This window comes from Candidatus Mycoplasma haematohominis (assembly GCF_902712995.1).
GTDB classification, from domain to species: Bacteria; Bacillota_I; Bacilli_A; order Mycoplasmatales; family Mycoplasmoidaceae; genus Eperythrozoon_B; species Eperythrozoon_B haematohominis.
The window spans coordinates 172,708-194,613 of record NZ_CACTIB010000031.1 but is presented as its reverse complement, the minus strand read 5'-3'; the positions used below and the strand labels follow the sequence as shown (position 1 = coordinate 194,613).

Below are 21,906 nucleotides of genomic sequence, written 5' to 3'. Positions count from 1 at the left end.
ATAAACGCTTCCCACAAAAAATTTTTTTTGGTTTATTTTCAGATAACTTTCACTAAACTCCCATAAATGCATGGGCACAGTTAAATCTCTATTAAATAAAGTAAATTCAGGAGGCCAAATAAGAAGTGTATCAATAGAAGAAATAGCTGAAACTCAAAGAGGATTTAGCTTCAACGAAAAGAAATATAGAAAATCAGGACTGCCAATAATAAAAGTATTGAATGTACAAAATGGAGAAATAAATACAAAAGAATTAGTCTATTTCGACAAAAAAGACTATTCAAAAGATTTAAAAAAATTCCTACTTAAGCCTGGAGAGGTATGCATCACAACTTCTGGAGCTAGTTCAGGAAAAATAGCTTTCAACAATCACCAACAAGATTTCTATATAAGCTCTACAGTCTGCAAATTCAACATAAAACCACAATTAATAATCTCAAAATACCTCTACTATTCTCTCTTATGCATACAAAAAGATATACATGACCTAGTTAGAGGAGGAGCAGTAAAAGGACTACCAGTCGAAAAACTTAAAAAATTAATAATTCCCCTTCCATCCATAAAAATTCAAGAAAAAATTACAGAAACTCTAGATCTATGGGTAAGTACAAAAAATGAATTAAATAAAGATCTATCCAAAGAATTAACTCTCAGAAAACAGCAATATGAATACTATAGAGATAAATTAATTTCAGATGTAATAGACAAAGGAACAGGAAAATACAAAACTTTAAATGAAATAGTGACAGAGATTTATAGAGGCAACGGAATTAAAAAAGAACACATAGGATCAGGAACTCATCCTTACATAGTGTACGGAGAAATATACACAAAATACAACATAAAAGTCGATAAATGCATCTCATCCATAAACCCAGATTTAATCCCTAAAAAAAGATACTGTGAATATGGAGATTTACTAGTTACCCTAACAGGAGAAAATACAAAAGAAATAGCTAAAGTTTGTGCTTATTTAGACAATAAAAAATGCATAGCTGGTTGAGGTCTATTTGTTCTAAAACACAAGCAAAATCCAAGATATTTAGCCTATGCACTATCCACTACACAAGCAAACTTACAAAAAGAAAAACTAGCAACTTTAAGTACTCTAGCCAACATATCAGCTAAAGCAATACAAAAAATAAAAATACCTATTCCGCCTTTAGAAATACAAGAAAAAATAGCTAATTTTCTTGACCAACTAAGATCCTTAACAGAAGAATTGGAAAAAGATATAAGGCAAGAAATAAAGCTAGCAAATGAAAGATATAAGCACTATAGAGACTCGCTAATTCTCAATAAATAACAATTAACTTCTACAAATACTCTTAAGAATATAGTTTCAATTTACCGACTAGTCTTTGGCTTTAGACAAATCTCTTTGAAAGGAGTAAATTCTGGATCACTAGTTATTTCATCTTCAGTTCAACCTTCATTAGAGCTTCCACCTGTTTTTGTTTTTTTAGAAACAGCATCACATCATTTGTGAGTGAATTTTTTTATTGCATCATCCTTATCAGTCACTGCACTTTCAAAATCTCCTTTTTCGGGCTTAGTTGCCCCTTCAACAGAAGAATTCATCTTTTCAATACTATTTTTTATAGTGTCTTTGTAAATTGGAGTTTCTGTTTTATTACTCAATTTTGTGCCTATATCAGACTCAGAAAAAATCTCATTTCCTAGTTCCTTTGCTTTTGCATATTCAAGAAAGTTCGAATATCTAACAGGTGTCTTAGTGTTTTTTTCTCCATCGAATGCGCCCGCAGCATAAGCAGCTAGCGCTCCTCCACCTCCTACTACTGCTGTTCCAGCTACTGCAGCTCCTATTGCTTGTGTAGACACAACCTAATTAATTTTTCTTTGTAGATTCCAAACAAACAGCAGCAAAGTTTTTTCAATTCTCATTTTCTTTCATTTTTTCATTTGATCAATCTATTTTTCCATCTGTTTCTGCTGGTTTGTTTTTCTTATTTGCTTCGCATCAAACTTTTACTGCCCCTTTAACTAAAGTTAATTTCGTTTCCGATTCAGTCTCTCCACTTTTTCCAGCTTTATCTATATCATCGTCATCTAAAGAAGTAGAAGTTCCTGATGCATCTTTTCTCAATGAGGTTTTAATTTTCTTTAAGGCTACTTTATACGAATTACTTGTATCTTCTGTACTAGGATCGCCTTTTATCTTACTTGCAATTTTCTCTTCATCTCCTCCTATATATACATACCAATTTCTATTTGCATAGTCTAAAAAATCATCATAAGGCCTTAACTGTGTATAAGCAGCATAACTAGTTCCTGCCACAGCTACTGATCCGCCAATCACTCCCGCTCCGACAGCTGCTGGTGATGCCATATATTTTTTATGATGGTTTCTTTTCTAAACAAACAGTCATAAATGGTGCTCAATCTTCATGAGACTGAACATTAGCTTCGTTCCATTTTTTATTTTGAGTAGGTGTCAACTTAACTGCTTTAGTTGCCTCGCATCATGTTTTTGCCTTTCCATAAACTTTTCCTAACTTAGTATCATCACTTTCTGCCCCATCTACATCTGTATCTAAAACAGACTCTCCTACTACTTCTTTACTAATAATCTTCTTTAATTCTGACTTATAAGTTTCTTTGTCGCTTCCTGTTAAATTAACTTTCATCTTATTTTTCAAGTCTGAGTGATTTCCTGTATATGTATATGTTTCACTTAACTTAGCATCAAAATAAGCCTGAAAACTGTCGTAAGTAGACTCGCCATTGAATGCTCCTGCAGCATATGCTGCAAGTGTGCCGCCACCACCTATTACCAATGTTCCTGCTGCTGCAGCTCCTATTGCTTGTGTTGACATAAATTATTTAGGTGGTTTTCTCAAAGCAAACCGCTTTAAACGCTTGCCACTTAGCATTCTTATTTAAGAGATCAGTATTTCATTCTTTATTCGCTCCTTTAACTTTCTTAATATTTGCTCTCATATCCTTGGCGGCACTACATCATGAAACAACCCAACCAGCTATTTCTTCATCTTTAGTTCTATCGTTAGTACCAGAAGGAAACACAGAATTTCCTTGCTTGCCTGTTCTTGTTGGTCTATCTTTTTCCTTAACATCGTTTGATTCCATAGCATCTCAATGATCATCAAGGACTTTTCTGTATTCTGCTCCATTAGTAGAATTCTCAATTTTTGACTTTACTTTTGCTTTATCCGGTAAAGCTCCTGGAGAAGTTGTTCCAGTCTCTCCCACATATTTAAGATTTAAAGATTTTGCATATTCTTCAAAAGTCTCTGATTCTCATCCAGTTCCAAAAGCGCCAGCAGCATATGCTGCAAGCGTTCCTCCGCCACCTATCACTGCTGCTCCTGCGGCAGCCCCAGCTATTACTTGTGTTGACATAAACTACTGATTTTCTGATTCCGCTCTCTTAGTGTCAAAGTAAACGCATTAAAAAACATTTCAAATATTTTTTTAAAACCAATCAGTCGTAAGAATATTTAGAAGTATTTTTTTAGAATTCTTCAACCTGACACTGTATCAGCTTTACTGCCAATATCAAACCATAAAGCTTATTTCTCATAAATCATCTAGTCAAAACACGAATAATTCTGCAAATTTTGTTCTATTTTTAAAAACCAAATCAATCAAAAAATTAACAAATGCAAATTAAATTATTCTTCTCTGCCGCAAACCCTTTATAAGGACGTCGTCCTAACTAAATTGCCACAATATGAGCATAACTTCCAACAAAATAACCCTTATTTCAGCAATAACAGGAAACGGAATATTTACAACAACAGCTGACTATGAACTACTAAAAGCTTTCATGTGAAAAGTTCAATCAGATGATGAAAGCTTATCACCAGCAGACAACACATATATAGAAGATATAAAACCAATTAGAAAAAAGAAAAACACTGCAGTATTAACTTCTAAAGGAAAATTAGATCCCAGAAATTTCACGCAAGTAAATCCCAGAGTAGTAAAAGCTAACCACAACTACCTTGCTTTCCACATATTTCACATCAGTAGCTATACACAAAAATTAGTTAGTTGAAAACCTGAAAACAAAACTTGATGAGAAAAATCTTATGAACACAAAAAATACATACTAGAAAATCATCCACAATTTAAAGGTTCAAAAATAACTAGCAGTTACAAACCGGACAAAGCTTGATTAACCAATAATGAATTTGCATTAAATCAATTTTGTGATGTTGCTTATGATCACAAAACATTCTTTGAAAAATTCAAAGATCTATTTTGATTGGCCTGCTCCATAGATGGGAAAAATCCTGAAGAGAAAGATGACTCCAAATGAATCACTGAAATAAACAAAGCTCAACTACCTACTTCGGGAAGCGCGAAAACAGAAATAACTTACCTAACTGTAAAACAATCCAAGAAAACCAACACTTGAAACTTAAATAACAAAGAAGACAAATTCATTGTCTACGACTACAACAAAGAATGATGAGAATGATCTTACAAAAACAGATTGGAAGTAGATAGAAAAGATGAAAATAGCTACTTTCCTCTAACTACAAAATTTAAGGATGCAACAAAAGGTTGAGAAGAAAATGCGTCCAATGAAAACAGCTCTCTAAACAACATTTGTAAAGAACTGTATGCAAAAAATGGTCGAACTGCTGATGAAACAGAAGACATGTGAAGATACTGTTCTGATGCTGGAATAAACTCCTAGCTTCTTGCAGCAATTGATAAAATCTCATTTTCAAACTTAATGAACACAACTTTAGCTCAAGCAGCAGGAGGAACAACAGCAATAGTAGCAGGCGCTGCTGCTACTTATGGAATTAAGAATGTTTCGACAGAAGGAGACTTCTCCTCTGAATCCTATGATTACGGATGAAACAAAATGAATTACAGCCTAAAAAATGTTCTTACAATGAACTTGATGCATATTGATGCTCCTAATTATGAGTCATTAAAAGAACAAGTAGGAAAGAATTGACGAACAAGATTCGCTGAAACTTACGCTTATAAAAGCAAATTAAGAAACAAACACTTCTATCTTTTATTTCCGGAAGATTTATTTCCGAAAGCTAGTCAACATAATATAGAAAGTGTGTGGTATAGAAGAGAAAAGGCAAAAAAAGAAGTAGAAGAATTAAAAGAAGTCGCGAAAGTAAAACTTAACTTGAAAAAATTTTATAACGTTTGTTGAAAAGTTTCTAGATTTGTACGTGGGAAAAAATCTGATCCGAATCACTACAAAACTGCAGCATTGGAATTTATAAAAAATCCAGAACAACAATTAGAAGAAAAATTAGAAAGATTCTTTAGAGATGCTTGAGTAAGTTGTTCTGAAAGTGGAAGTGCGACCGAAAGAAGAATAGATAGGAAATGACCTTATGGAAAAGAAATTGAAGATAATGAAAAGTCGGGCGGAAAATGATACGGAGAACTTGATAAGCACATTTAAAAATAAATTTAATTTTTTTAATTAAGACTATTAAGTAAGATCTATCAATTAGACTCTAACTAGTACATGGAGTCAATTACAACTCTACTAAATCAATTAATTAGAGGGGGGGTTGAAAATGGAAATTGTTGGAGGAAATAGCGACTGAAGTCTATAGAGGAAGCGGAATTACTAAATCACAAATAGAAAAAGGAAAATATCCCTGTATCCGATACGGTGAAATATATACAACTTACGATATTTACTTCAACAAATGCATTTCATCAATAAATCCTGAATTAATAAACAACATCAAATATTGTGAATATGGAAGTTTATTAATCACTTCAACAGGAGAAAACTTAAAAGATATAGGAAAATCTTGTGTTTATTTAGGGCAAGAAAAAATAATCGTAGGAAATGGAATAACCATTATAAAGCACAACCAAAACCCTAAGTACTTATCTTATGCTTTATCCGCAAATAAATCTAAAAGACAAAAAATGAATCTTGCCCAAGGAGTGAAAGTATTTGGTTTAAGCGCCTACAAAATACAAAAAATAAAAATTCCCCTTCCTTCTATTGAAATCCAAGAACAAATCTCTGAAATATTGGATGTACTTCGGGAATTAGTTAGGGAATTAGAAATCGAACTCAAGCTTAGAAAAAAACAATATGAATATTATTTGAACAAACTTATCTCGGATGTAATTGAGAAAGAATGAGGAGAATATAAGACTTTAGGAGAAATCGCTACAGAAATCTATAGAGGGACTGGAGTAACTAATTCACAAATAGGAAGTGGAGACTATCCATGCACAACACCTGGATCCATATCAAATGCTTTTTCTGTTTGGTTCGATTGTTGCAATTTCAAAATTAATCCATCTTTAATAAAAAACCCTAAATACTTTGAATATGGGGATTTACTATTCGTAACATCGAGCCAAATAGTAAGAACAATAGGAGATTGTTGTGCTTATTTAGGTTCAGAAAAGGCAATTGCTGGAGCAGATATCCTAGTTCTAAAACACCATCAAAATCCTAAGTATTTAGCCTATGCACTATCTACTCATGAATCTAAAAAACAAAAAACAAAATTTGCAACAGGCGAAGCGGTAATTCATCTATACTCTTCAAATATTAAAAAACTAAAAATCCCCCTTCCTCCTTTAGAAATCCAAGAACAAATAGCTAATTCTTTAGATAAACTAAGAGAGCTATGCGAAGACTTAGAAAAAGGAATACCGAGAGAGATTGAATTAGCTAATAAGAGATATGAGTACTACAGAGATTTATTAATTACTGGACACAATAACTAATTCTCAGAAAATAACTCTATGAATAGCAGAGCTATTGCTGCAGGAACTATAGTGATTCCCACAACTATTGGAAGTTCTTATTGAATATCACAAAGCAAATCATCAAACAATACAGAGCAAATTGAAACAGAAAGAAAAGATGAGGAGCCAAAACCTAAAAGTGACCCATTAAAAGAAACTCATAAAAATTTATGAGGATGAGAAGAAAGAGAAAATAAAGAAAAAGACAAAAGTTTCTTTAATTTATAAGATTTCAATAAAAGCGATTAAGCCCCCCAGTTAAAAAAACTTAATAATTTTCAGAACTTCTATCTAACATGCAACTAATTCCACCAGCTGCAAAACTAGGAGGCGGTGCAGTAGCGGTTATTTCATCTAGTGCAGCCACTACAACACAAGTAAAAAGCAAACTACAATCAGAAAATTTTTATAATACATTCAAAGTAAATTCGAATCGACAGACTAGCTATACATTTAAAGAAATTTTTGGAAGTAAATTGAGGGATACAACTGCAGAAAATTATGAGCAACTAGAAGAAAATAAAAGAGGCGATTGAAGAGATAGGTTCGCAAAACTGTATAAAGAGAGAGATTCTTTAAAAAGTTATAGATTCAATTTGTTAATAGCTGAAAATGTATTGAAGAATAAGCCAGAAAGCGAAGATAAATCAAAAGAAGGAATCAAAGCTCTTGATACACAAGATTCAGTACAAGAATTCATGAAAAACTTCTATCAAGAATGTAGAAACCTATCCAGATTTGTCTTTGGTAAATCAGATCATAAGAATCATTGACAAATAATGGTTAAGAAGTTTTTAAATGATAAGGACAGTGCAACTCAACAAGATGAAAAAGAAGCAAGATATTTCCGAGATGCATGAGTAGCTTGTTCTATATCTGAAAATGATGAAAGTATAGATCCAAGTTGGCCGTATCAACAAAAAATATCAAGCAGTAAATCTAATTGACATGATCAAAAATAAGCCAAAGATCCAATATATTTCAATATCCACACAATTAACTTTTAGATACTTAAAAACTGTTATTGCAAAAAGTACACCTCGTAGGTAATTGAAAAACTAATAATTAAATAAAAAATTCTTATTTATTGATATGAAAAACATAATTGGGAGCCAAAAAAATATATGCCATGCTTACAGAAACGAAAATTACGATAGCGGTTGCCACTGCTGGAGGTAACTCTGCTTTAGGAGTTTCTATAAATGAATTATTAAGAATTTATTTGTTAGGTAGAAATGAATCAGAAGAAGTTCAATTTGTTGGCAATGACAATATAAAAACTATACAACCCACAAGAATAAAAGTTGCAACTGCTTCTTTTAAGGAAGGAAGTGAATCAAATTTAGATCCAAGAGCAGTAAAAGGAACTAATCCAACAAACATTAATAGTCGTAGCTATATAAGTCACACGGCTTATGAGTTATCTCACATAAGCAAATACAGAGCAAAACTTCCAATATGAAACGAAAATAAAGATTGATGAGAAAATACTTACAAACAAAGGAAATACATGATACAAAATCGTGCTTCTTCTACAGATGGATTGCAATTTAAAGAAGGATTTAGCAGTCTTGTAATTTGATACACAAACTTCAAATCAGAAGTCTACATTAATCAATTTTGTTACGTGCTCTATGGAAGTGGCACGCAATTTAATAAATACAAAGATTTATTCTGACTAATTTGCTCCATAGACGGAAAAAATCCAGAGAAAGATGAACCCGAAAAAGAAGTTTCTAGCGCTGAGAAAGCTAAATTCCCAATAGATAATTCTGGAGAAAAAGAAATCACTTACATGACTTTAGAACAAGCAAAAAAGAAACCAGAAGATAAAGAAAAAATTAAGGTTGCCGAAAAAAATAAATTCGTTGTCTGAGACTGAAAAAAAGATTGATGAGAATGATCTTACCAATATAGATTACAAAAAGATAAATCAAGCGAAAACAGCGCTTTTCCTCTTAGTGAGAAATTTAGAAAAATCACAAAAGACTGAGATGAAAAAGCAAATGATGAAACTGCTTTAAATAAAGCATGTAAAGATTTCTACGAAAGTAGCTCCAGTTCTGATGATGAAACAGAAGATGCTTGAAGGTATTGTTCTATTGAAGGCAAACAATCTAATTAGTTCCTAAAAGTCCACCAATCATTCGTCAAAAATCTCTAATAATTCATATTTAATCTCGCAAGTAGCCTTTCTTAGATAAACGCAGAAACCCCAAAAAAATAGGGATTATGCTTACCGAATCTAAGATAACAATAGGTGTTGCTGTTGTAGGAATTAACTCATTTTTAGGTGTTTCCGGACATGAGTTACTGAAAATATACCTACTCAGCCTAGATCAATCAGAGGAAGTATCTGTTCTTGAAAACTATGAGATAAAAACCATAGCTCCAAAAAGAAAAAGACCGAAAGCATCATCTTTCGATGAATCAAGCAAAAAACCATTTGATCCTAGAACAGTTGCAGATACAGGTCTAGCGACAATGAATATGGGTTATGCTAGCAATTATCATCCTCTTTTTAGAACCAGACACATAGAGAAATACAAAAGCAAATTAATAATTTGAAAAGAAAATAAATCATGATGGGAATCAAATTACGAACAAAGAAAATACATGTTAGAAAATCAAGATTTTTCAACTTCAGATTGGAAGTTTAAAGAAGGATTTAGCAGAAAAGTAATTTGAAATCTAAATCAAGAAGTTCACATAAATCAATTCTGTTATTTGATGTACGAAAGCTCTACTCAATACAACAAATACAAAGATGTGTTCTGATTACTTTGTTCTATAGACGGAAAAGACCCTGAAAACAATAATTCTGGATCAATCATTTCACAAGCTGAAAAAGCAAATTTTCCTACAGAAGGTAGCTCCGAACAAGAAATTATCTTCATGACACTTGAACAAGCTAAGAAAAAGAAATCAGATATAGAAAGAATAAAAGTTACAGAAAAAAATAAATTTGTTGTTTACGACTGAAAACCTGAATGATGAAATTGGTCTTATCAATACAGATTAAAGAAAGACTTGAATGACGAAGATAATGCTTTTCCTATGACTGAAAAATTTAAGAAAGTAATTTCTGGTTGAGATGAATCGCTAAATTCATCAACTGCCCTGAACAAAGTATGTAAAGATTTCTATGAAGCTGAACCAAAACAATCAGACGAAACAGAAGACGCTTGGAGATATTGTTCTGCAACAGGCAAAAAAGACTAATTAAACATTTAAGGGACGATATTTATTCTCCAAAAAATAAATTAAATTTAGAAAAAATTATTTTCTTGGATAAATTCGCACAACCTTTTTAAAAACCAAAAAAATGCTTACAGAATCAAAAATTACCCTAACAGTTGCCGCTGCAGGAGGAAATGCGACATTAGGAGTGTCAATTAATGAATTTTTAAAAATGTACTTACTAAATATAGAAACTTCTGAGGAAACAAAGACTATAGACAATACTTCTATTGAATTAATAGCCCCAACAAGGAAAAAACCTAAAGCATTTAAATTAAAAGGAGAAAAAACTTCATTTGATCCGAGATCTTCCAAAAACACTATTAATTCAAAAATTTCAGATAGTACATATACAACCCATACACTTTGAGATTTAAGAAGAGTAAAAGCCCATAGAAATAAATTAGCTAACTGAAAAGAAAATGAAAATTGATGAAAATCAATCTACAAGCAAAGAATGTACATGCTAGAGAATCAAGATATCTTTCGTGATGGAGTGAGATTCAAAGAAGGGTTCGACAAAAGCATAATTTGAGATTTAAAACAGGAAGTTTACATAAACCAATTTTGTTACAAAGTTTACGGTAGCGCTTGACACTACGACAAATACACTGATTTATTCTGATTAATTTGCTCTGAAGACGGAAAAAGACCATCTGAAAAAAGAGAGGCAACAAAAATCATATCCACAGCAGAAAAGGCTAAATTTCCAACAGATAACAACCAAGAACAAGAAATTGAATTTATGACCTTATCACAAGCCAAAAAGAAACAAGCAGATAAAGATAGATTTAAAGTAAACAAAGACAAGTTTGTAGTATACGACTATAGTGAAGAATGATGGAAATGATCCTATCAATATAGATTACAAAAAGACAAAACTAACGAAAACAGTGCTTTTCCATTAAGCGACAAATTCAAAAACATAACAGTTAACTGAGATGAAAAACTAACAAACGACAACTCTTTAAATAAAGTATGTAAAGATTTCTACGAAAGTAGTTCCAATTCTGATAACGAAACAGAAGATGCCTGAAGGTATTGTTCTATAGAAGGAGAAAAAAATAACTAAATTATCTGCTACTTATAAATTAAGCTTAATCATCTTCACTAGACAAATTCTCTTTCTTAATATTCTGATGAATAACAAAAGCGAATATCGCTTTTAGTAAGTTTTCAAGAAGAACAACAGCAATCGATACATAAGCCTGTGCCGTTGTATCTTTAATAAGCGCTCCCCTAACAAGATTAAAAATAAATGCAACAATAACAAAAATCAAAATTAAACTAACCCCCCCCTTGATTTTTTTCAATACCTTTAACTCTCCAGAATTTACATCTGGATTATTGGAAATAATAAAAAACTTTACGTTAGAAATCAACTTGTAGCACTTAATTATGTTGGCTATAAAGGCGCCGATAGCAAATACTACTGCAATAATAAAAAGAGGTATGATTAAAAAACCAAGCTTGTTTCCTAAGAATGAAATAGAAGTCATAATGGAAGCAATAATGAAACATACAAGTCAAAATATTTCCAGAGAGCGCAACCTCCTAAGTATGAAAGGTACATCTGTTTGACTAAAGCTCTTTCCTGACATACGATAAAGACCGTAAAGTTTAACAGAAAACAACAACCATTTAAAAGCAAAAAATTAACCTTTAACTACAAATTTTCTGTTCTAGTGAACAGAACAAAAATTAAGCACCTAACAAATTAAATTAGGTTTCTTTGGCAAAACATAATTTTTTAAAAAGTTCTGGAACACGTTCTAAATAATTTTCTCCTAAACCAAATTTCAACAAATCATTTTTTGTTTTGTCTTTTACCCATTCACATCAATTAGTAATTCAAACTGAAACTTTCTCTAATGCATTTGCATCTTTTTTAACAGCAGAATCTACATCATCAGTAGTTACATATTTTGATGTATCATTATCGTGTATTTTTAAAAAAACGTTTATTTCCCGAGCATTATTTTTAGCATTTAGGTATCAAGCAGAATCCGATTCCCCTAATTTCTCTTTCATTGAATTCTTGTCTGTTCCCTTATAAGTAAGTCCTTCTGAACTTAATTGATCACCAATCTGCTCCAATAAACCCGGTGGTATTTGATGATTTGAAGTATTAATTGAAGAGCCCTGAGTTTTTCAAACAACAACGCCAGTACCAGCGGCAGCTAAAGTAGTTGCAGAACCCCCGACTAATAATTTACTAGAAGTAGTCATTAAATTTTTGAAACATATATAAGAAATCCTATCGCATTTTTCTAAGTTAATAATTACTTTAAAAAAAATAAAGAAAAATCGATAATTTCTATTGCTTTAATTTCAAGATAACTAACTACTTTTTTCTAAATTTGATTTTTTACAAATAACTCTCTTTTTGCTGCATAGGAAAAGTTAGTTCTATCAACATTCTTATTGATAACAAAAATGAAAACTACTCTAAGAAATAGCTCCATCCCAGCTTCTATAACAGACAATATTGTGAAAGGGTTAAGTGTTAGAAATGCAAAAATAAACAATATATAAATAGTTGCTCTGACAAAAACTCCTATTAGAACTGAAATCAGTATAGAAATAATCCCTCTTTTTATTTTTCTAAGCAGTTTAACTTCCTCAGAATTTAGATCCTGTGAATTGACTTCAAGTATGAAATTTATGTTGGATTTCAGAGTAAAGCATTTAAAGAGGTCTAATATAAAAACAGAAAAAGCGACAATTCAAAAAATAGCGTAAACGATAATAAAAGAAGGAGAAAAAATATTGTTCACATTAAATCAACCTGTAACAAAAGGAATGCAAGTTAAGGTGCTAAAAAGAAGTATTGAAATTCAGAACTTTTCCAATCAATAAAGTTGTTTCAATATAAAAGGCAAATCTATCTTTTGTATAGCCATCTCTGAATCTTTAAATATTGATTTTTGAATAATTAAGTCCTGAAAAAACTAAGTTCACATATTTATTAAATGTATGAAAGTCTCATTAGAAAAACTGGCAGAAATTATTTTTTAAGAATGCTTAGATAAAAAAGAACTATCTAAGCACAACACAGAAGTTTTGGGTCACACACTTACTGTTCAAGATAGATTCATATCTTACTTTGATGCCAAACTAAAAGTAACTGCTTTCGACAGCAAAACTTCAAAAATAAAAATTAAGAAAATATTAAAAATTCTACTGTCGAAGATTTAATTAAAAAAGAAAATAAGCTTGATTTTTCTAAATTTGAAGTCTTGTTCGAAAACATGGATTTCTATGAAAAACTAGAAAAAAGTTTTATATAAGCAAGTTAACCAGAAATATTAGATAAACCTAGCTATATTGACACTTTAAAAAACAAAAAAATAACTATCAACATCATTTCTAATTTCGATAAAAGTCCTACATAAAAAATCGAAAATAAATTCAAAAACTACTATTTCAAATTTTTGAGAGTCGTGAAATATACTGAGACACAATACTGAGACACAATACTGAGACACAATACTGAGACACAATACTGAGACACAATACTGAGACACAATAAACAAACCTATTTAATTACTAAGAAAACATCTAATAAATCAAATTTAAGCCCTCATATTTATTACTCAATATAAGTACACACTCATACCAAAACAATGCTCAGAGAGACAAAAATGACATTGAGCGTTGCTGCTATAGGCGGAAATTCAGCTATTGGTATTTATTTCAATGAGTTCTTAAGACTCTACTTATTTATGACGGGTGATTCTGATGAATTATCTACATTAGATAGTAGTTCTTTCAATGTAACGCCCATTAGAAAAAAGACTGAAACAGTAGCTTATAAAGGCAATAGTACCAATGTTGATCCAAGAAAAAGTACAACTGCTACAACACAAACGATGTCGCCATATTCTGCATTTATGATGGGTGAACCTAAGAGATATTCAAATAAATTAGCGTATGCACAAGACGAACAAGCATGATGAGATTCAATATACGAAATAAGAATCTACATAATGAAAAATCAAGACATCGCTGCAAAAAAAGTACGGTTTAAAAAAGGATTTTCTAAGGAGCCTATTCGAAGTTTAAGTAAAGCAATTCATATAAATCAATTTTGTAAATATGTCTCAAGTAATGCATCTAAATACAGAGAATACAAAGACTTATTCTGGTTGATGTGTTCAATAGATGGTAAAGATCCGAATGAAAAAGGTTCAAATGGAAAAATTTCAAAAATGGAAAAGGCAACTTTTCCTACTGAAAACGAACAAACGCAATCGATAACTTACATGACTCTAGAACAAGCAAAAAAGAAACAAGCAGATAAAAGTAAATTTAAAAATATTCAGACAAATAAATATGTAGTCTATGACTATAGCGAGGAATGATGAAAATGATCCTACAAATATAGATTCCAAAAAGATCAAGCCGATGAAAGCAGCGCTTATCCTTTAAGTGAACAGTTTAAAAAAGTACAGGAAGGCTGAGATGATAAATTACAAAACCAATCACTAAATAGAGCGTGCAAAGATTTCTATGAAAAAGACAATAAAGATCAAAATGAAAAAGAGGACGCTGCAAGATATTGTTCTGCAGACGGAAAATAAACTGATATATCTACCAAAATATTTGTTTTTTGCCAAAGTTTACCTATTTAATTGCCACTTTAAGATCAAAAAAAATAACTATCTACACCATTTCTAATTTCAAAAAAATCTCTATATAAAAAAGCGGAAATAAATTCAAAAACTACCATTTAGGATTTTCACAATCAATGAAACGTATTGAAACAACGTATTGAAACAACGTATTGAAACAACGTATTGAAACAACGTATTGAAACAACGTATTGAAACACAACATCAATCTTTTAATTAACAAAGAAACAACTGACAAATTCAACTTAAGAACTCATATTTATTCCTCAATATAAATACGTGCTCAAGGAAACGAAGATTACATTGAGCGTTGCTGCTATAGGTGGAAATTCAGCTATTGGTATTTATTTCAATGAATTCTTAAGACTCTACTTATTTATGACGGGCGATTCTGATGAATTATCTACATCAAACAATGATGCTTTCAAAATTGTAAAAACTGCCAGAAAAAAAGTTGAAAAAGTAATCTACAAATCGTCTACCAAAAATAGCTCTGATCCAAGAAAAAGTAGCAGTGATCCTCAATGAAAAATTTCAGATAGCACTTATCAAAGTCATACAAGAGGACAAATGTGACATATTTCAAGTCACAAAAATAAATTAGTTGACGGGAGAAAGAATGACAATTGATGGAAATCAATATACAAACAAAGAACTTACATTATGAAAAATCAAGACATCAATATAGAGAAAATAGAGTTTGTTTATGGTTTCAGCGCTACCTATATACCTGATTTAAATTCGAGAGCTATTTATATGAATCAATTTTGCTATTTAATCTATGGAAGTAATTACCAATACAAAAAATATAAAGATCTATTCTGATTAATCTGTTCAATAGATGGAGTTAATCCTGAAGAAAAGAATTCAAGTGAAAGGATTTCGCAAATGCAAACAGCAAATTTTCCAATTAAAAACAGCCAAATGAAACAGATAAATTACATGACTCTAGATCAAGCCAAAAAGAAAGCAACAGATAAAAATAAATTCGGATCTATAAACAAAAGTAAATACGTAGTCTACGACTATAGCGAAGAATGATGGAAATGATCCTACGAATATGTATGGCAAAAAGATCAGAAAGATGAAGAAAGTGCTTATCCTTTAAGTGAAAAATTTAGAAAAGTACAGAAAGGCTGAGATGATCAATTAGGAGACGGATCACTAAATAAAGTATGCAAAGATTTCTACGAAAACACAAATAGTTCTAATGACGAAAAAGAAGACGCCTCAAGATATTGTTCTGCAGAAAAACAATAAATTAATTCGCCCAAAATATTTATTTTTATCAAAGTTTGCTCTTCTCAGTTAGTGCTTTAAAGACTAAAAAAACCTATCAACATCATTTCTAATTTCAATAAAAGCTCTATATAAAAAATCGAAAATAAATTCAAAAACTACCATCTGAGATTTTTCAAAAACTATGAAAGGTATTGAGACAAGGTATTGAGACAAGGTATTGAGACAAGGTATTGAGACACAACATCAAACAAACCTCTTTAATTAATAAGAAAACAACTGACAAGTTCAATCTAAGAACTCATATTTATTCCTCAATATAAATACGTGCTAAAGGAAACGAAGATTACATTAAGTGTTGCCGCTGTCGGTGGCAATTCAGCTCTTGGTATTTATTTCAATGAGTTCTTAAGGCTCTACTTATTTATGACAGGGGATTCTGATGAATTATCTACATTAGATAGCGACACTTTCAAAAGCATAATGCCTACAAGAAAAAGGGTTGAAACAGTTACTTATACAAATGGCAGTAAATCTAGTATTGATCCAAGAAAAAGCAAAACTACACCATCAGAGAAGATTTCAAGCAGCACTTTTAAAAGTCATACTCCATGACAAATGGGTCATATTTCTAACCACAAAGATAAATTAGTCAACGGAAGAGAAGAAGAAGCGTGATGAAAATCAATATACGATCAAAGGATTTACATTATGAAAAATCAAGACATCAATATAGAGGGAATAGAGTTTGCTTATGGTTTCAGTGCTACCTATATACCTAGTTTAAATTCGAGGGCTATTTATATGAATCAGTTTTGCCATTTCATATATGGCAACTCTCGACAATACAACAGATACAAAGACTTATTCTGATTGATATGTTCAATAAATGGCAAAAATCCAGAAGAACAAGAAGAAAACAAAAGAATTTCAGAAACAGAACAAGCCACTTTTCCAACCCCGGGCGAAACGACAAATAAAAAAACAATAACTTACATGACACTTTCACAAGCTAAGAAAAAAGAATCTGATATTAAAAATATAAAAGTTAGCGAGAAAGAGAAATATATAGTCTATGACTATAGCGAAGAATGATGGAAATGATCCTACCAATATAGATTCCAAAAAGATCAAGCAGATGAAAGCAGCGCTTATCCTTTAAGTGAACAGTTTAAAAAAGTTGAAAAAGACTGAGATGATAAATTAAATAACCAATCACTAAATAAAGTATGCAAAGATTTCTATGAAAAATCAAGTATTTCCGCAGATGAACAAGAGGACGCCTTAAGGTATTGTTCTGCGGAAGGAAAATAAAGCTAATCTTCAAACTCTTTAGCAGTAATCTCATATTCGTTTAAGTCTCTGAACAAGGGATCAAAAAAAGAAAGCTTTATTTTCTTATTTTTTGATTGAACAATCTCTTTCTCTAATATCTCCAAAATCATTACCCTTACTACTTCATAATTAACTATTGTTGTCTTATTTCTTTGATTGAAATAATCAATAAATTTCTGTTTGATGTTCTTGTCATTGTCAAATAATTCCTTCGGGCAATAAACATCAAAAATCAAATCAGCTAATTCTTCTATAGGAATATTTATTTTTCTCGCTTTAATTTTCTATTGAACTAAATAACACCTATATAGTTATAAAAATCTTAAAACCAGCATTATAGGCATATATCTCTTTTTTACAATACTTTTCCTCAACTAGTTGGCTTACTTACTGGTTGCTGATAATCTCCTCAGTCAGAACATAAATCTCAAATTACATCCCAAAAATGGTCAACTTCGTCTTCGGAAGGATATTTATCAGTAACAAAGCCAAGATTACTTAAATGGGTTAATTTTCAATGTTTTTGCTCATCAATAGTTGCAGTATCAGAAGCAAAAGCATATCAACATAAACCAGCTAAAAGAGTAGCTTCATTATCTTTTTGATTGCTTATAGTATGCAAATATGTATTTGGATAGTCATTGTATTTATCGTCTAATTTTGTCTTCAAATAATTTCATTTCTCTTGTCATTTAGGAAATAGTTGATCATATTCATCTTTAGGAGTTTTTCCTGTTTCTATAGGTTGCAGAATCACATGTTTGTATTTTTGATAGACAGAAGTTGATTTATTCAATAACGCAGGAAGTTTCTCATTAGATCCTGTTGGTGTCTTGAAGTTAGAGGCAGAGTTAGGAGAGAAAGGTTTATAGGTTTGTGAACTAGCCATTCCTAACCTTACACAGAAGTAAATAGTTGGAGGAATAACAAGAAGAGATATCGCTCCTTTTCCTAATTTTGTTTTTGTAATTTCCATTTTTAGTTTTCGCCCACTTATGCACAAACAAGTAACAAAGAAAATTTTTTCTTGAAAAAAAATAAAAAAGTTTCTGTAATAAAAGGATTTATTTATCATCTAAACTAAAAACAACACTTATTAACTCCATTTCTAATTCCAAAAAATCCCTATATAAAAATCAAAAAATAAATCTAAAAACTGCTATTTCTTCTCCTAGTTTCAAAACATAAACGCAATAAAAAACAAACCTCCTAAATATTAAGAAAACAGCGATAAATCAAATTTAAGAACTCATATTTACTTTCCCATATAAATGGAGCAAACCAAAAATAATGCTTACAGAAACCAAAATCACAATAGCTGTTGCAGCTGGAGGAGGAAACTCAGCTCTTGGTGTTTCTATTAATGAGTTCTTAAGACTCTATTTATTTAAAAATGAAGAATTTGATGAAGTAATAACTCTCGACAACGAAGATTTCAGAAGTGTAATACCTGTCAGAAAAAAAATTAAAGCAGTAACTTATAACGAATCTAGTAAATCTAGTTTTGATCCAAGGAAAAGCTCAAGCGTTCCTTCAGAAAAAATTTCAGATAGTACTTATGACAGTCATACGAGCTTTCAAATGAAACATATTAGACAACACAGAGATAAATTAGTTAATTGAAAAAAGGAAGAAGCGTGATGAAGATCAATATACAAACAAAGATTCTACATAATGAAAAATCAAGATATTTTCACTGAAAAAATAAATTTTGTTGAGGGCTTTTCTTCGTCTGTCATTTGAAGTCTAAATTCAGAAATACATATGAACCAATTCTGTTACCTAATTTATGGAAGTTACTCCAAATATGACAAATACAAAGAATTATTCTGACTAATTTGTTCAATAGATGGAAAGAATCCTGAAGAAACCAATGATGATAAAAAAATTTCAAGTTCAGAAAAAGCGACTTTTCCTACTGAAGATGACTCATCAAATGAAAAAACAATAACTTATATGACACTTTCTCAAGCTAAGAAAAAAGCATCTGATATTGCAAATATAAAAGTTAGCGAGAAAGACAAATATGTAGTCTATGACTGGAGTGAAGCATGATGAAACTGATCGTACAAATATAGGTTCCAAAAAGACAAAGCTGATGAAAACAGCGCTTTTCCCTTAAGTAATGAATTTAAGAAGGCCAAAAAAGGATGAGATAGTGCATTGGAACAAGAATCTTTAAATTCAATATGTAAAAATTTCTATGAAAAAGAAAATAGTTCCTCAGATGAAAAAGAAGATGCTTTAAGGTACTGTTCTGCAGAAGGAAAATAAACTAATTAATTCATTCAAAATATTTATTTTTTTCAAAGTTTGCCTCTACCAATTAACACTTTAAAAACGAAAAAACAACTATCAACATCATTTCTAATTTCAATAAAAGCTCTATATAAAAAATCAAAAATAAATTCAAAAACTACTATTTCAAGGTTTTTGAAAATCATGAAACATACTGAGAGACAATACTGAGAGACAATACTGAGAGACAATACTGAGAGACAATACTGAGAGACAATACTGAGAGACAATACTGAGAGACAATAAAAAACAAACCTATTTAATTACTAAGAAAACATTTAATAAATCAAATTTAGACACTCATATTTACTACCCAATATAAGCGAACTCTCATACAAAAACAATGCTCAGAGAGACAAAAATGACATTGAGCGTTGCTGCTATAGGTGGAAATTCAGCTATTGGTATTTATTTCAATGAATTCTTAAAACTCTACCTATTTATGACGAGAGATTCTGATGAATTATCTACATTAGATAGTAGTTCTTTCGATGTAACACCCATTAGAAAAAAGACTGAAGCAGTAACTTATAAAGGCAGTAGTACCAATGTTGATCCAAGAAAAAGTACAACTACTCCAAGAAACATGATGTCGGAATATTCTACATTTATGGCAAGTCAACTGCAGGCAAACTCAAGTAAATTAGTAAATGGACACGAAGAACAAGAATGATGAAACTCAATATACGAAATAAGAAGCTACATAATGAAAAATCAAGACATTTCTTCAGCAGGAGTAAAGTTCAAAAAAGGATTTTCTAAGGCGCCTATTCAAAATTTAAATCAAGAAATTTATATGAATCAATTTTGTAAATATGTTTACGGTCAGCGATTTAAATACAAAAAATATGAAGACTTATTATGGTTGATATGTTCAGTAGATGGTAAAAAGCCGGGAGAAAGAAGATCAAGTGAAAAGATTTCACAAATGCAAAAAGCAAACTTTCCAACCCCGGAAAAAACACCAAAAGAAAAATCAATAGATTACATGACTTTAGAACAAGCAAAAAAGAAAAAAGAAGATAAAGCAAAATTCAGTTCTGTAAACAAAAATAAATATGTAGTCTATGACTATAGCGAGGAATGATGAAAATGATCCTACGAATATAGATTCCAAAAAGATAAAGCCGATGAAAGCAGTGCCTATCCTTTAAGTGAAAAATTTAAAAAAGTAGAAAAAGACTGAGATAGCAAGTTGAAAAAGGAATCACTAAATAAAGTATGCAAAGATTTCTATGAAAAAGCAAGTAGTTCCGCAGATGAACAAGAGGACGCCTCAAGGTATTGTTCGGCAGAAGGAAAATAAACAATCTAAAAATAATCTGTTATTCACCCAATAAAAATTTCAAATAAAAAACATTCTTTAAATCAAATTTGCTTTCTTGGATAAATGCAGTCGACCCCCCATAATAAAGGGTCAAATGCTTACTGAATCCAAGATTACGATAGCTATAGCTACTGGCGGAGGAAATGCAACTCTAGGAGTTTCAATTAATGAATTCCTAAAGGTGTATCTATTAAAGAAAGAGGAATTCGAAGAAATAGTTGCATTAGATAACAGCTCCATAGGAACTACAATTCCTTCGAGAAAAAAAATTTCAACTGTTAGTTTTAATCCTGAAAGCAAAAGAAGTTTTGATCCTAGATCACGACAAGATAAACCATCAACAATAGATTACAGCGGTTACAAAAGCCATGTTATTTCACAAGTAAAACACATAGCACAACACAGAAATAAAGTAGTAGTTTGAAACCAGAATCAAAATTGATGAGACTCAGTTTATGAACAGAGAATGTACATGATTAAAAATCAAGATTTCTCCTCAAAAGAAGTTCAATTTCAAAAAGGATATTCAACAGTAACAGTTTGATACCTAAATAAACCCGTGTACATGAATCAATTTTGCGAACTACTAACTTGAAATTCTTATCAATTTAAAGATTATGAAGATCTATTTTGATTAGTCTGTACCACAGACGGGAAAAATCCAAATGAAAAAAATCCTGATTCAAGAATTTCTTTTGCTGAAAAAGCTAAATTTCCTACCGAAAAACCCCAAGAAAAAGAAATTATCTATATGACGCTCGCTCAAGCTAAGAAAAAAACATCTGATATTGAAAACATAAAAGTTAAAGAGAAAGATAAATACGTAGTATACGACTGAAAACCAGAATGGTGAGAGTGATCATATCAATACAGATGAAAAAAAGATAAATCTGAAGAGAATAGTGCTTTTCCATTAAGCAAAAAATTTACTGAAATAGAAAAAGGATGAGATGAAAATCTAAATAACGCCAAATCGCTCAACACAGCATGTAAAGAGTTCTATGAAGCTAACAATCCCACAAAAGAAGAAATTGAAGATTCATGGAGATATTGTTCTGTTTTAGGAAAAGAAACTAATTAAAA

Annotated in this window: 24 protein-coding genes; 16 read left to right on the top strand and 8 right to left on the bottom strand. The window is 31.0% G+C overall.

The annotated features are described in order from the left end of the window. The first annotated feature begins 70 nt into the window (after positions 1 to 70). The gene (locus tag H6411_RS05680; RefSeq protein WP_216083683.1) at positions 71 to 1,306 is read left to right on the top strand and encodes a restriction endonuclease subunit S; all 1,236 of its coding nucleotides are present in this window, start codon (positions 71 to 73) and stop codon (positions 1,304 to 1,306) included. Positions 1,307 to 1,347: 41 nt separating this feature from the next. Here H6411_RS05680 and H6411_RS05675 read toward each other — a convergent pair whose 3' ends face one another. Genes H6411_RS05675 through H6411_RS05660 form a run of 4 tightly spaced genes read right to left on the bottom strand, consistent with a single transcriptional unit; the run spans position 1,348 to position 3,381 of the window. After that, positions 1,348 to 1,842 (bottom strand): hypothetical protein, encoded by a 495-nt coding sequence (locus H6411_RS05675; protein ID WP_216083682.1) that lies wholly within the window; start codon positions 1,840 to 1,842, stop codon positions 1,348 to 1,350. 7 nt (positions 1,843 to 1,849) lie between these two features. Beyond that, positions 1,850 to 2,350 (bottom strand): hypothetical protein, encoded by a 501-nt coding sequence (locus H6411_RS05670; protein ID WP_216083681.1) that lies wholly within the window; start codon positions 2,348 to 2,350, stop codon positions 1,850 to 1,852. Between the two features lie 7 nt (positions 2,351 to 2,357). Further along, positions 2,358 to 2,837, bottom strand: a complete 480-nt coding sequence (locus H6411_RS05665; protein ID WP_216083680.1) for a hypothetical protein — start codon at positions 2,835 to 2,837, stop codon at positions 2,358 to 2,360. Positions 2,838 to 2,844: 7 nt separating this feature from the next. After that, complete coding sequence (locus tag H6411_RS05660) at positions 2,845 to 3,381, bottom strand: hypothetical protein (RefSeq protein WP_216083679.1); 537 nt, start codon at positions 3,379 to 3,381, stop codon at positions 2,845 to 2,847. Positions 3,382 to 3,712: 331 nt separating this feature from the next. Between H6411_RS05660 and H6411_RS05655 the strand changes: the two genes are divergently transcribed. The 8 genes from H6411_RS05655 to H6411_RS05620 all read left to right on the top strand — a co-directional run bounded on the left by H6411_RS05655 (position 3,713) and on the right by H6411_RS05620 (position 11,062). Further along, entirely contained in the window at positions 3,713 to 4,687 is a 975-nt protein-coding gene (locus H6411_RS05655) for a hypothetical protein (RefSeq protein ID WP_216083678.1), read from the top strand. 39 nt (positions 4,688 to 4,726) lie between these two features. Next, positions 4,727 to 5,428 carry a hypothetical protein gene (locus H6411_RS05650; RefSeq protein ID WP_216083677.1) on the top strand — a complete coding sequence of 234 codons (702 nt, stop codon included), beginning with the start codon at positions 4,727 to 4,729 and terminating at the stop codon, positions 5,426 to 5,428. A 125-nt stretch (positions 5,429 to 5,553) separates the two neighbouring features. Next, entirely contained in the window at positions 5,554 to 6,729 is a 1,176-nt protein-coding gene (locus H6411_RS05645; protein ID WP_216083676.1) for a restriction endonuclease subunit S, read from the top strand. Positions 6,730 to 6,747: 18 nt separating this feature from the next. Continuing rightward, on the top strand, positions 6,748 to 6,978 hold the full coding sequence (locus tag H6411_RS05640) for a hypothetical protein (RefSeq protein WP_216083675.1): 231 nt from the start codon (positions 6,748 to 6,750) through the stop codon (positions 6,976 to 6,978). 68 nt (positions 6,979 to 7,046) lie between these two features. Beyond that, positions 7,047 to 7,712: a hypothetical protein gene (locus H6411_RS05635; protein WP_216083674.1), complete on the top strand. Its 666-nt coding sequence runs from the start codon at positions 7,047 to 7,049 to the stop codon at positions 7,710 to 7,712. 167 nt (positions 7,713 to 7,879) lie between these two features. Further along, positions 7,880 to 8,875, top strand: a complete 996-nt coding sequence (locus H6411_RS05630; protein ID WP_216083673.1) for a hypothetical protein — start codon at positions 7,880 to 7,882, stop codon at positions 8,873 to 8,875. Positions 8,876 to 8,982: 107 nt separating this feature from the next. After that, positions 8,983 to 9,972, top strand: coding sequence for a hypothetical protein (locus H6411_RS05625; protein WP_216083672.1), 990 nt, complete (start codon positions 8,983 to 8,985; stop codon positions 9,970 to 9,972). 103 nt (positions 9,973 to 10,075) lie between these two features. Beyond that, positions 10,076 to 11,062: a hypothetical protein gene (locus tag H6411_RS05620; RefSeq protein ID WP_216083671.1), complete on the top strand. Its 987-nt coding sequence runs from the start codon at positions 10,076 to 10,078 to the stop codon at positions 11,060 to 11,062. Positions 11,063 to 11,087: 25 nt separating this feature from the next. Here the strand turns inward: H6411_RS05620 and H6411_RS05615 are convergent, their stop codons facing one another. Beyond that, a complete protein-coding gene (locus H6411_RS05615) occupies positions 11,088 to 11,591 on the bottom strand; it encodes a hypothetical protein (protein WP_216083670.1) in 504 nt (167 codons plus the stop codon). 121 nt (positions 11,592 to 11,712) lie between these two features. After that, entirely contained in the window at positions 11,713 to 12,219 is a 507-nt protein-coding gene (locus H6411_RS05610) for a hypothetical protein (RefSeq protein ID WP_216083669.1), read from the bottom strand. Between the two features lie 1,214 nt (positions 12,220 to 13,433). On the opposite strand from H6411_RS05610, the gene H6411_RS05605 reads away from it, so the two are divergent. From H6411_RS05605 to H6411_RS05590, 4 genes are all read left to right on the top strand, one after another. Beyond that, positions 13,434 to 13,595, top strand: coding sequence for a hypothetical protein (locus tag H6411_RS05605; RefSeq protein ID WP_216083668.1), 162 nt, complete (start codon positions 13,434 to 13,436; stop codon positions 13,593 to 13,595). A gap of 21 nt (positions 13,596 to 13,616) precedes the next feature. Then, positions 13,617 to 14,573, top strand: coding sequence for a nucleoid-associated protein (locus H6411_RS05600; RefSeq protein ID WP_216083667.1), 957 nt, complete (start codon positions 13,617 to 13,619; stop codon positions 14,571 to 14,573). A gap of 330 nt (positions 14,574 to 14,903) precedes the next feature. Next, entirely contained in the window at positions 14,904 to 15,884 is a 981-nt protein-coding gene (locus H6411_RS05595; RefSeq protein ID WP_216083666.1) for a hypothetical protein, read from the top strand. Between the two features lie 306 nt (positions 15,885 to 16,190). Next, positions 16,191 to 17,177 (top strand): hypothetical protein, encoded by a 987-nt coding sequence (locus tag H6411_RS05590; protein WP_216083665.1) that lies wholly within the window; start codon positions 16,191 to 16,193, stop codon positions 17,175 to 17,177. 2 nt (positions 17,178 to 17,179) lie between these two features. Here the strand turns inward: H6411_RS05590 and H6411_RS05585 are convergent, their stop codons facing one another. Beyond that, positions 17,180 to 17,434, bottom strand: coding sequence for a hypothetical protein (locus H6411_RS05585; protein WP_216083664.1), 255 nt, complete (start codon positions 17,432 to 17,434; stop codon positions 17,180 to 17,182). A gap of 119 nt (positions 17,435 to 17,553) precedes the next feature. Then, the gene (locus H6411_RS05580) at positions 17,554 to 18,174 is read right to left on the bottom strand and encodes a hypothetical protein (protein ID WP_216083663.1); all 621 of its coding nucleotides are present in this window, start codon (positions 18,172 to 18,174) and stop codon (positions 17,554 to 17,556) included. A gap of 314 nt (positions 18,175 to 18,488) precedes the next feature. On the opposite strand from H6411_RS05580, the gene H6411_RS05575 reads away from it, so the two are divergent. The 3 genes from H6411_RS05575 (at position 18,489) to H6411_RS05565 (ending at position 21,904) form a co-directional block, all read left to right on the top strand. Beyond that, on the top strand, positions 18,489 to 19,472 hold the full coding sequence (locus tag H6411_RS05575; RefSeq protein WP_216083662.1) for a hypothetical protein: 984 nt from the start codon (positions 18,489 to 18,491) through the stop codon (positions 19,470 to 19,472). 367 nt (positions 19,473 to 19,839) lie between these two features. Then, complete coding sequence (locus H6411_RS05570) at positions 19,840 to 20,802, top strand: hypothetical protein (protein WP_216083661.1); 963 nt, start codon at positions 19,840 to 19,842, stop codon at positions 20,800 to 20,802. A 115-nt stretch (positions 20,803 to 20,917) separates the two neighbouring features. Continuing rightward, positions 20,918 to 21,904 carry a hypothetical protein gene (locus H6411_RS05565; RefSeq protein ID WP_216083660.1) on the top strand — a complete coding sequence of 329 codons (987 nt, stop codon included), beginning with the start codon at positions 20,918 to 20,920 and terminating at the stop codon, positions 21,902 to 21,904. The last annotated feature ends 2 nt before the right edge of the window (positions 21,905 to 21,906 follow it).